Source organism: Rhodococcus sp. NPDC059968, assembly GCF_042738615.1.
GTDB lineage: Bacteria > Actinomycetota > Actinomycetes > Mycobacteriales > Mycobacteriaceae > Rhodococcus_F.
Map to the genome: position 1 here is coordinate 1 of NZ_JBHWUE010000179.1, position 10,629 is coordinate 10,629.

Annotated in this window: 11 protein-coding genes; 2 read left to right on the top strand and 9 right to left on the bottom strand. The window is 67.6% G+C overall.

All coding sequences use genetic code 11. The features are described 5' to 3' along the window. The 4 genes from ACFWAY_RS51565 to ACFWAY_RS51580 all read right to left on the bottom strand — a co-directional run. The coding region (locus ACFWAY_RS51565) for a biotin carboxylase N-terminal domain-containing protein (protein WP_378516228.1) at positions 1 to 533 on the bottom strand (533 nt) is incomplete at its 3' end. Positions 534 to 664: 131 nt separating this feature from the next. Further along, positions 665 to 2,041: a condensation domain-containing protein gene (locus ACFWAY_RS51570; protein ID WP_378458869.1), complete on the bottom strand. Its 1,377-nt coding sequence runs from the start codon at positions 2,039 to 2,041 to the stop codon at positions 665 to 667. Between the two features lie 21 nt (positions 2,042 to 2,062). Next, positions 2,063 to 2,479 (bottom strand): SufE family protein, encoded by a 417-nt coding sequence (locus tag ACFWAY_RS51575; RefSeq protein ID WP_378458868.1) that lies wholly within the window; start codon positions 2,477 to 2,479, stop codon positions 2,063 to 2,065. Then, positions 2,476 to 3,375, bottom strand: coding sequence for a sulfurtransferase (locus tag ACFWAY_RS51580; RefSeq protein ID WP_378458867.1), 900 nt, complete (start codon positions 3,373 to 3,375; stop codon positions 2,476 to 2,478). Before ACFWAY_RS51580 ends, ACFWAY_RS51575 begins: the two co-directional genes overlap by 4 nt. A gap of 147 nt (positions 3,376 to 3,522) precedes the next feature. On the opposite strand from ACFWAY_RS51580, the gene ACFWAY_RS51585 reads away from it, so the two are divergent. Next, entirely contained in the window at positions 3,523 to 3,939 is a 417-nt protein-coding gene (locus tag ACFWAY_RS51585; RefSeq protein ID WP_378458866.1) for a group III truncated hemoglobin, read from the top strand. Here the strand turns inward: ACFWAY_RS51585 and ACFWAY_RS51590 are convergent. Next, positions 3,899 to 5,341 (bottom strand): condensation domain-containing protein, encoded by a 1,443-nt coding sequence (locus ACFWAY_RS51590; RefSeq protein ID WP_378516229.1) that lies wholly within the window; start codon positions 5,339 to 5,341, stop codon positions 3,899 to 3,901. The genes ACFWAY_RS51585 and ACFWAY_RS51590 overlap by 41 nt on opposite strands. Then, positions 5,341 to 6,858, bottom strand: coding sequence for a condensation domain-containing protein (locus ACFWAY_RS51595; RefSeq protein WP_378516230.1), 1,518 nt, complete (start codon positions 6,856 to 6,858; stop codon positions 5,341 to 5,343). The genes ACFWAY_RS51590 and ACFWAY_RS51595 overlap by 1 nt, the downstream gene beginning before the upstream one ends. Positions 6,859 to 7,107: 249 nt before the next feature. Here ACFWAY_RS51595 and ACFWAY_RS51600 point away from each other — a divergent pair, with 249 nt between their 5' ends. After that, positions 7,108 to 8,826: an MFS transporter gene (locus ACFWAY_RS51600; RefSeq protein WP_378516231.1), complete on the top strand. Its 1,719-nt coding sequence runs from the start codon at positions 7,108 to 7,110 to the stop codon at positions 8,824 to 8,826. On the opposite strand, the gene ACFWAY_RS51605 is transcribed toward ACFWAY_RS51600, so the two are convergent. The 3 genes from ACFWAY_RS51605 to ACFWAY_RS51615 all read right to left on the bottom strand — a co-directional run. After that, a complete protein-coding gene (locus ACFWAY_RS51605) occupies positions 8,809 to 9,453 on the bottom strand; it encodes a Maf family protein (RefSeq protein WP_378516232.1) in 645 nt (214 codons plus the stop codon). The genes ACFWAY_RS51600 and ACFWAY_RS51605 overlap by 18 nt on opposite strands. A gap of 10 nt (positions 9,454 to 9,463) precedes the next feature. Then, positions 9,464 to 9,826, bottom strand: a complete 363-nt coding sequence (locus tag ACFWAY_RS51610) for an acyl-CoA carboxylase subunit epsilon (RefSeq protein ID WP_378458861.1) — start codon at positions 9,824 to 9,826, stop codon at positions 9,464 to 9,466. Then, positions 9,823 to 10,629, bottom strand: an 807-nt coding sequence (locus ACFWAY_RS51615) for an acyl-CoA carboxylase subunit beta (protein WP_378516233.1), incomplete at its 5' end; no start/stop codon positions are given. The genes ACFWAY_RS51615 and ACFWAY_RS51610, both read right to left, overlap by 4 nt.

Below are 10,629 nucleotides of genomic sequence, written 5' to 3' on the forward strand. Positions count from 1 at the left end.
GCGACCTTCATGCCGCGGCCGCCGCCGCCGAACGCGGCCTTGATGGCGACGGGGACACCGTATTCCTTCGCGAAGGCGACGACCTCGTCGGCGTTCTTGACGGGGTCCTTGGTGCCGGCGGCCATCGGGGCCTTGGCTTTTTCGGCGATGTGGCGGGCGGTGACCTTGTCGCCGAGGTCGCGGATCGATTGCGGGGAGGGGCCGATCCAGATCAGGCCGGCGTCGATCACGGCCTGCGCGAAGTCGGCGTTTTCGGAGAGGAAGCCGTAGCCGGGGTGGATGGCGTCGGCGCCGGACTTGGTGGCGGCGTCCAGGATTTTGTCGAACACCAGGTAGGACTCGGCGGAGGTTTGCCCGCCGAGGGCGAACGCTTCGTCGGCCAGGCGCACGAACGGGGCGTCGGCGTCGGGTTCGGCGTAGACGGCGACGCTGCCGTACCCGGCGTCCTTCGCGGCCCGGATCACCCGCACTGCAATCTCACCGCGGTTCGCGACGAGCACCTTCGTGATGTGCGCGCTGGCATGACTGGGCACTGAGCCTCCTGTGGTTCGCATAGTCTGTCTCCGCGGTGGCTCCCGTGGGTGTCACCAGCGGTCGTTTACGGCATCACTTCGGAGTCTAGGCACCGAACCGATCCGTGTTGTCACCGGACCGAAATTTCCAGTCAGGGCTGTCCGACGCTTCGCAACCCTACCGATGGGTAGCTGATTGAAACCTGTTCCAGTTGCCGGCGGAGGCTCCCGACCCACGTGTGGACGCTCGCGGCAGCGATGTCGTTGCCCGGATATCGGACCGCCAGATTGACGCCTCGGGGGGTGCGGTTGATCCAGGCGTACACGTCGTGGGTGTACTGCCGGCTCCGCAGTGCCCGGGCGTTGCGCTCGTGCCAGCGCCCCGCTTCGGGCACGAACCGGACGTCCATGTAGGAGACGACGAAGCGCGGCCGGATGGGGATGTCGAGTTCCTTCTCGATGCGGTCGAACGGGACCACCGAGATCGGTTTCGTCCGGGCCACGCTCTCGGCGGCCTCGCGGGCGACGGCGGTGAAGTCGTGCGACGTCACCTCGAAGTCGATCGGGCTGAGACCTACGAACCATCCCAGCGCGGACGCCCACTGCGGGGAGTGCCGGGTATGGACCGGTGTCACCGTCCGAAAGCGTTGATGCCCCGCCACTTCCGCCCCGGCCATACCCAGACACGCGAGGAGGCCGGGGAAGAACCCCACATCCGCCTCGCGGCACGCCGAGTTGAACGCGGCAGCCTGGTCGGCATCGAGAATCCAGGCGGACAGGTTCTGCTGGGCGTACGACGTGCGCGGGCCGACCTCGAGCGGGAACTCGGGGAGTCCCGGTCCCTCGAGTGCCGACCGCCACACGTCGAGCGCCGCACGTTTCACCTCGGCGTCGGTGGAGTTCTCACGCTCCTCACGGCCGAAGTCGATGTAGCTGCCGACGGGGAACAGGTTGGCCGTGCGGCCGGACAGTGCCTCCTCGTACAGGGCGGTCAACTCGTGGGCGACGAGCACGATGGAGAACCCGTCGATGATCGAGTGGTCTGCCGCGAAGAACACCGTGAATCGGTCGCGTTCGACGGTTTCGAGCGTCGCGAAGACGTACGACGGCCAACTGTGGGGCGAGGCGTACTCGTCGAACAGTTGCTGCAGGTGCGCGAAGTTGTCGCCGCCGGCGGCGTCGTACCCGTGGCTGACGACCCCCACCTGCAGCCCGCCCTGCGGCACGGTGCGCCGGCGCACGCGCTCGGTCTCCGTGTCGAACGTCGTGTGCGAGCGCAGCACCTCGTGACGATCGGTCCACTTCTCCAGCGCCGACCGGAAAGCGGTGACGTTCAGCATGCCGTGGATCTCGAAGGCGGTCCCCAGCCAGGATTCGCGACCACCGGAGTCGGAGCACCGGCGCAGGTGCGCCTCGTGGATATACGAGGCCGGGCGGGGATCGTCCACCCATTCCGAGCGGGCGCACGGCAACCACTCGGTGAGCGCGCCCACCGGAACGGGGTAGTCGGCAAGTTCGGTGAATTCCATCAGTATGTGTTCAGACCCTGACTAGCCGCGAAGATGCCGCTTGATTCGTGCGAGCATCGCGGACATGCCGCGCAGCCGCAGGGGACTGACGGCGTCGGCGAGCCCGAGCGCGGAATAGAAATCGTCCGGAACACCGAGGATGGTGCCAGCACTGTGTCCGTCCAGGCCCTGGTGCAGGATCGACGCGAAACCCCGCGTCGTCGGCGCTTCCGCGGGCGCGCTGAAATGCAGCCGCACGTGTTCCGGATCGGAGTCGTCGACCGACAGGAACAACGGAGACTGGCACTCGGGCACCGGTTCCATCGCGCCCTGCTCGAGTTCGGCAGGCAGCGGCGCCAGTTCGCGGCTGAACTCCAGCAGCAACTGCAGCTTGTCCGAACCGTCGACGGCAGCGAAGTCGTCGACGATCTCGGCAAGCGAATCGGGTAGTTCGGTCATGACGATGCGCCGGGAACGTCTCCCGGCTCTTCACCCCTGACGATCGGAACACGAACCATGTTGCCCCACTCCGTCCACGAACCGTCGTAGTTGCGTACGTTCGGGTAACCGAGCAGGTGGGTGAGGACGAACCAGGTGTGGCTGGAACGCTCACCGATCCGGCAGTACGCCACGATGGCGTCGTCGGCGGACACGCCGCCGTAGATCTCGTTCAGTTCACCGCGCGAGCGGAAACGGCTGTCGGGGGCTGCGGCCTTGGCCCACGGAATGCTCAGCGCGCTCGGGATGTGGCCGCCGCGCAGCGCCCCCTCTTCGGGGTAGTCGGGCATGTGGGTGCGTTCGCCGGTGTACTCCTGGGGCGAACGCACGTCGATCAGCGGCCCCTCGCCGAGGTGATCGAGCACGTCGTCCTTGAACGCGCGGATCGGGGCGTCGTTGCGCTCGACCACCGGATAGTCGGTGGGGGAAGTCTCGGGGACGTCGAACGCGGTGTCCCGGTTCTCGGCGATCCACGCGTCGCGGCCGCCGTCGAGGAGACGGACGTCCTCGTGTCCGAACAGCGTGAACACCCAGAGGGCGTACGCCGCCCACCAGTTGCTCTTGTCGCCGTAGATGACGACGGTGTCGTCGCGGCTGATGCCCTTGCGGCTCATCAGGTCGGCGAACTGCTCGCCGTGGATGTAGTCACGAGTCACCGGATCGTTGAGATCGAGGTGCCAGTCGACCTTGACGGCGCCGGGGATGTGGCCGACGTCGTAGAGGAGCACGTCCTCGTCCGACTCCACCACCTTGAGGCCGGGTGTGCCCAGATTCGCGGACAGCCATTCCGTCGACACGAGCCGACCGGGGTTGGCGTACTCGGCGAAGGACTGGGTGGGATCTGGCGCTACGGGCACGAGTGGGCTCCTGGGGCAGATGCGACGGGGACGGCGTCAATTCTATGCGGACGCCGGAAGTTCTTCCGACCGGCGTTCACACTTACCTTCCGCGGACGGTGAGGGAGGCCGTTCGGGCGCGTAGATTCGCATCCGAACGGAGGCCCCATGCCCGACATCTCGACGCGCGCCGACCTGGAACTGCTGCTCCGGCACTTCTACGGCCGGGCATTCGCCGATCCGGTCCTCGAACCGGCATTCGAGACGCTCGCCGTGATCGGCGTAGACGACCACCTGCCCGTCATGTGCGATTTCTGGGAGACGATCCTGCTGCGCACAGGCGTCTACCGCGGCAGCGCATTCGCCGTGCACCGGGCGCTGCACGGCAGCCACGGATTCACCGACCGGCACTTCGAGCGGTGGGTCGAACTGTGGACGTCGAGCGTCGACGAGTTGTTCACAGGCGACGTCGCGCAGCGGGCCAAGGTCGAGGCAGCAAAGATCGCCCACGCGATGCGGCGACGACTGTTAAGCCCTCCGGCGGTCAGACGACCGGAGTGCCTTCCAGGTTCAGCTGACTGGTGAGCTCCGCGATGGGGGTGACGCCGTTCTCACAGATGTCGTGCATGATCTCCCGCAACCGCACCAGGAATTCCGTGACCGCGCGGCGTGCCGTCGACGTCTCCGGGAACCGCGACCGCAGCGCGAGACCCCGCTGCGTGCGTGAGATCCAGAACTGCGCGTCGTCCGCGACCGTCACGTTGCTGATGTGGTGTGCGTTCAGCTCGTCGTGATCGTCGGTGCCGGGCAGTCTGCGGTAGTCGATGTACGAGACCATGAACACATCCGTGCGGGTGCGGCGGTATCCGTCACCGAGCGCCTCCCGCACCTGGGCCATCGTCACACCCTTGAGTGTGAGGGCCGTGCGGAACGAGGCGTGGGTGTGCGCCAGCGACGACTGGAAGTCGCAGTCGGGGGTCAGTTCGACCGTCAGCGGGGCGCTCGTCGTGAGCCACCCGATCGCATTGGCCCACTGCGGGTCCTGGCGAATGTGCAGCGGAAACTGCAACGGCATCCGGGAGATGCCGTTGATCGAGTGCACTGCCATGCCCATCGCGGTGAGCGTCCCGGTGAACAGGCTTCCCCCCGAGTCCAGGCAGATTTCCTCGAACCGCTCGGTGTCGGCGGCGTCGAGGAGGGGACGGACGTCGGCTCCCTGCGGAGCGGGCCTGCCCGCCTCGACACCCAGATCGAGCGGGAAACTGGGCGCGGTTCCGCCGCAGCGCTCGTAGAAGCGTGCCCATTCGCGCACCCGGGGGTCGCCGATCTCGGTGACCGGTGCCTCGGCCTCGAGTTCGCAGTACCGCAGGAAGCTCCCGGGGTCGCCGAGTTCCTTCGTCAGGTCGGCTTCCGTGAGCACGGCCGAGCCGCCGAGTCCGATGAGTCTCTGATAGATCTGCCGGAGTTCGCCCAGCGCGATGACGAGCGAGTATCCGTCAACGAGAGTGTGATCGAACGCACTGACCACGGTGTAGTGCGAGTCGCGCTCGATGGTGGCGAACAGGTACGCGGGGAACGTCAGCGGGTCGCACGCCTCGGTGAACCGGTACCGCAGATGGTCGCGGAGCTCGTGCGGTGACGTGGTCACCGAGGACTCGGACGCGACGACCGTGATGTGATCGGGGTCGAGATCCACGCGCGCCATCGCGTCCGGGCTCACGTCGAACCCGGTCTGCAGCGTGTCGTGACGCCGGATGAAGTGCACCAGCGCCTGCGCGAGAGCATCTCGGTCGAGTGTCCCGGGAAGGTCGAAAGCTGCTGCCATCCAGACGCTTCGGCCGACGCCGTGCGTGCGCGCGGTGTCGAGATGGAATTGCTGGTTGTACGACGGCGGCACCGCGGACGGGGAGACCTCGCCCGGCGCGACGGACCATTCCGTCACCAGGCCGGGTTCGAGCATGTACCGGTCGATCGACGTGACGTGCACTACTCCACCCCTGCGGCAGTCGCGGAGTCCGCCGCCGGCGCGAACGATGTCACCGTGTAATCGCCCTCGCGGGCAACGGTTTTCATGATGGCCGACAACCGTTCCGCATATGCGGTCACGGACCGGTGCGCCTCGTCGGTGTCGGGGTGCGAGACGGCCATCCACGTGCCCTCGAGCATGCGGTTCACCCAGATCGATGCGATCTGGGTGGCCTTGCCACCGACGATGCCGGTCGCCCGGGTCGATGTGAAACTCTCGGTCTGCGGCAACCGCCGGCCGTCGATGTACGACACGATCGGAGGCGGTGCGAGTGTGGTGGCGTGTTGCGACATCGCCTCGGGGCCGGCCTGAGCGAGCACGGTGTCGATCACCTGCTGCACGGACACCTCGCCGAGCGCCTTGCCGGACCGGTAGGCGTCCTGCGCGCGCTGGGCCAGTCCCGTGAACGTCGTGGCGTCCTCGAGGGCGAACCCGACCGGAATAAGATTGATGAACCACCCCTGGGACCAATAGAACTGCGGGTCGTTGCGAGTGGTGAGGGGGGACAGCGCCATGTAGCGGTCGCGCCCGACCAGTTCGTGTTCGGTGATGGCGAGGGCCGCGAACACGCCGCCGATGAAGTTGGAACCGTGGGCCTTGCACACGGCACCGAACCGCTCGCACTCGTCGGCGTCGGCGAGGTCGAACCGGCTGCCGATGGCCGGTTTGGGTTCGTCGGACGCGCCGAGATCGAGAGGGAAGCTCGGGAACGTGCCGCCGTTGCGGGTGAGGTGGCCGATCCAGCCGTGGACCTCGGGGGAGGCGAGGGTCAGCGTCGCCGCCTTCTCCCGTTCCCGCCGGCTGTACTCCACGTAGCTTCCCGGAGCCGGCAGTTCGGGCTCCGCGCCGTCGAGTTCGGCCTGATAGATGATCCGCGTCTCGGCGAACGTGAGGATCATCGACTGCATGTCGGTGTGCGCGTGATCGACGGCGTGGAACAGGGTGAAGCTGTCCTCGGACCCGGGAGCCCCGGCGTCGTAATGTTCCACCACGCCGAACACGAATGCAGGCCAGGCCAGCGCGCTCGTGTCGTTCGCGAAGCGCGTGGCGATGTGGTCGCGGACCTGTTCAGGGGTGGTGAGGGTCTCGCCCTCGTGCGCCGTGAGCGCGATGGAGTCGGCGGGCACGACATGCCGCCGGACGGCATTTGTGGTGTCCGTGGGGTCGGCGTCCGCGTTCTCGAACGAGAACCAGCTGTGCAGCGTGTCGTGCCGCAGGACGTAACGCTCCAGGGTGCGTGTCATCGCGACGGTGTCGAGCCTGCCCGGGAAGTCGAACGCGATGCCGATCCACGGGGACTGGGTCTCGCCGTTGTTCGCCGCCAGCCGGACCCGCCGCAGGTGGCGCTCCTGCATGGTGGTCGGCAGTGCCGGATCCACCGGCGCGTCGGCAGCCGCACGTGCACTCGCGTCCGTGACTTTCCACTCGACGACCCTCCCAGGCTCTGGCTTCCAGTGGGTGATCAAGTTCAAGTCCATCGAGCGGCTCCTCGTGTGGCGAATTCGGTTGCGAGTTCGGTCGGTGTGGCACGGACTTCTCGCAACAGGATGCGGCACCGAGTGCCTTACCGCGAGAGGTAAAGAAGTATGAGACTGATTACAGGTCGGTCCCGGTCCAGTCAAGTGTCGGGCAAAAGGGTTCTACGCTGCAAGTTCTTCGCGTATCATCCAGCAAGCTTTGAGCCACCTCACAGCATTCTGGGAGATTCGAGCCGCTAGCCTGTCCGGATGCCTGTGACTCAGCGTGACGCACTCTATCGAGGCGAACTCGGTCGGTGGGTCCCGTGGCTGGGTCTGGCCACCAGTCTCGCCGCCGTGTTCATGCAACTCCTGGACGCGACCATCGTCAACGTCGCGCTTCCGAGCATCGCGGTCGATCTGGGCGCCTCGGTGTCGGCGCAGCTGCTGATGGTGAGCGTCTACACGCTGTCGTTCGCATGTTCGCTGATCACAGCGGCGCGACTGGGGGATCTCCTCGGCCGACGACGGGTCTTCCTCACCGCACTGGCCGTCTTCATCGTTGCCTCACTGCTCTGCGGACTGGCCCAGACGCCGACCGCTCTCGTCGTGTCGCGGGCGTTGCAGGGCCTCGCGGCGGGGTCGATGTCGGCTCAGACGTTCGCCATCATCTCGGGACTCTTTCCGAAACGCTCGCACCCGCGCGTGTTCGGAATCTACGGCGCGACCATCGGGCTCGCCACGATCTGCGGCCCGCTCGTCGGCGGACTTCTCATCCAGTGGGACCTCTTCGACTGGGGATGGCGGCTGATCTTCTTCGTCAACCTCCCGATCGGTCTCGGGGCCCTGGTCCTCGGCTACTTCTATCTCGTCGACGCGAAGCCCGACGGCGTTCGCCGACTCGACGTGGGCGGCGCCGTGCTGTCGGCGGTCGGGCTGTTCCTCCTGATTTTTCCGCTCGCAGAGGGCCGGGAACGCGGCTGGCCGACGTCGATCGTGGCGATGTTGTTGTGTTCGGTGCCGGTCCTGATCGCGTTCGTCGTCTACGAGTGGCGGCTCGGGCGCCGCGGCGGCGATCCGGTCCTGCGCCTCGAGTTGTTCACCGACCGCGCGTTCTCGCTCGGTGCGGCCATCGCATTCGTGTTCTTCGGGACGCTCACGTCGTTGATCTTCACCATCTCCCTCACTCTGCAGTTCGGGTTCGGGTTCTCACCGCTCAGGGCCGGGGTGATGACGCTGCCGTGGGCACTGGGGACCGGTCTCGCCGCGCTCGCCTCCGCCGCCGTCTACCGGCGCATCGGCAACCTGGTCCTCCCTCTCGGGATGGTGCTCTTCGCCGGCTCCCTCGTCGTGCTGGCGGCGCAACTGCAGCACGAGGGCACCGATCCGCGGTGGTCGGCGCTGGCCGGGCCGCTGTTCATCGGGGGAGCCGGGCTCGGACTGTTCGTGGCGCCGCTCCAGACGGCGATCCTCGCGACCGTGCAACCCCGGAACGCCGGGTCGGTGTCGGGGTTGCTCCCGACCGTCCAGCAGGTGGGTAGTTCGATCGGACTCGCGGTGATCGGCGTCGTGTTCTTCAACCTCGTCGCGACGCAGTCGGCGGACGCGGTGCAGGCCGAGCGGCCAGCGCTGACCGCGCAGCTCGCCGAGGCCGGGGTGCCGCCGGCGCTGATCCCGCGCGCCGAGGACACGTTCGTGCGCTGCGCGACGGAGCAACTCGGGTCCACGTCCCCGATGAAGGTGCCCGACGAATGCCGTCCGCCGGCATCCGGAGGTGCGGCGCTCGGCGCCGCTCAGCAGCAGATCGCCGACTCCGCGGTGGTGGCCGCACGGGAATCGACTCGATCAGCGGCAGGAGAGGCGTTCCTCCAGGCGGAACGCCGCATCCTCTGGATCATCGCGGCGGTCGCGGCGGCAATCGGCGCGGCGTCGCTGACGCTCCCGCGCCGGAACCAGCAGGTCGACGAACGGTCAGCCGACACGGCCTGACGACGCCCACAACTCGGCGACGCCGACTCCGACCTCCGCGAGCAACCTCCGGACGAGCGGCAGACCGATCCCGATCACGCTGGACGGATCGCCCTCGATGCGATCCACGAACCAGCCCCCGAGACTGTCCAGGGTGAAGGCTCCCGCGACCTGCAGTGGTTCCCCGGTCGCGAGGTAGGCCTCCAGATCGACGTCCGGTGGGCTTGCGAAATGGACGACGGTGGCGCTGTGATCGTGTGCGTCACCCACCACCGCGCCCTCCTTGATCCGCAGGACGCTGTGCCCCGTGAGCAGGGTCGCACTACGGCCGGCCATCGACGACCACCGCGCGCGGGCGACGTCGACGGTTCCGGGTTTGCCCTGCAGGGACCCGTCGATCAGCAGCATGGAGTCGCATCCGACGACCACGGCGTCCGAGATCCCGTCCCGTGCGAGAACCGGGAGGACGTCGCCGGCCTTGGCGCGGGCCAGTTCGGTGACGACGTGCTCGGGGGCGGCGTTGGCACCGAGTGCCGCGATGAGGGCGTCCTCGTCGACTCCGGAGACCCGCACGACCGGCTCCACCCCGGCGCTGCGCAGAACAGCCAGCCGCGCAGGGGAAGCCGAGGCGAGAACGAAGGACGTCACCGGATCCTGATCAACGCCGGTACGCCGACACGTTGGGGAACGCGTACGGCGAGAACGGGGCGATGCTCCGGTGCATCCGCGTGGGAGCACCCCAGGACTCGGGCGGGACGTCCGAATCCGGATCACCGCTGCCGGCGGCGGCGACCGCGGACAGCACCGCGACGAGCGCCGCGATCTCCTGGTCGGACGGTGAGCCCTTGACCACCTTCAGGAAAGGCTCACGGGCCGTGTCGGCGGCTGCGCCGTCCGTGTCACCAGGCAGGTCGGTGCCCGCACCCTCCGCGAGCGTGGTGTCCGCTGCGGAACCGTTGACTGACGACGTCGCGTCGGAACCGGTCTCGGTGCGCACATCGTCCTCGGTGATAGCGGTCATAGGGGGATGTTCCCATGCTTCTTGGGCGGGAGGGTGACCATTTTGCGTTCGAGTAGGCGCAGGGCGGCCACGATCTGTCCGCGGGTGTGGGACGGGGGGATGACGGCGTCGACGTAGCCGCGTTCGGCGGCGACGTACGGGTTGACGAGGGTGTCCTCGTATTCCTGCTGCAGTTGCAGGCGCAGCGCGTCGACGTCGTCGCCGTTTTTGGCGGCCTCGAGGAGGCGTTTGCGGTAGACGAACCCGACGGCGCCGGAGGCGCCCATGACGGCGATCTGGGCGGTGGGCCAGGCGAGGTTGACGTCGGCGCCCATGTGCTTGGAGCCCATCACGTCGTAGGCGCCGCCGTAGGCCTTGCGGGTGATGACGGTGATCTTCCCGACGGTGGCCTCGCCGTAGGCGTAGAGCAGTTTCGCGCCGCGGCGGATGATGCCGTTGTATTCCTGGTCGGTGCCGGGCAGAAAGCCCGGGACGTCGACGAGGGTGATGATGGGGACGTTGAACGCGTCGCAGGTGCGCACGAAGCGGGCGGCCTTTTCGGAGGCGTCGATGTCGAGGCAGCCGGCGAACACGGTGGGCTGGTTGGCGACGATCCCCACACTGCGGCCGTCGACGCGGCCGAAGCCGACGACGATGTTGCCGGCGCGTTCGGCCTGGACCTCGAGGAATTCGTCGTCGTCGAGGATGCGGCGGATGACCTCGTGCATATCGTAGGGCTGGTTCGCCGAGTCCGGGATGAGGGTGTCGAGTTCGAGGTCCTCGGCGGTGAGCGAGTCCTCGATGGATCCGGTGATCGGGTCGGT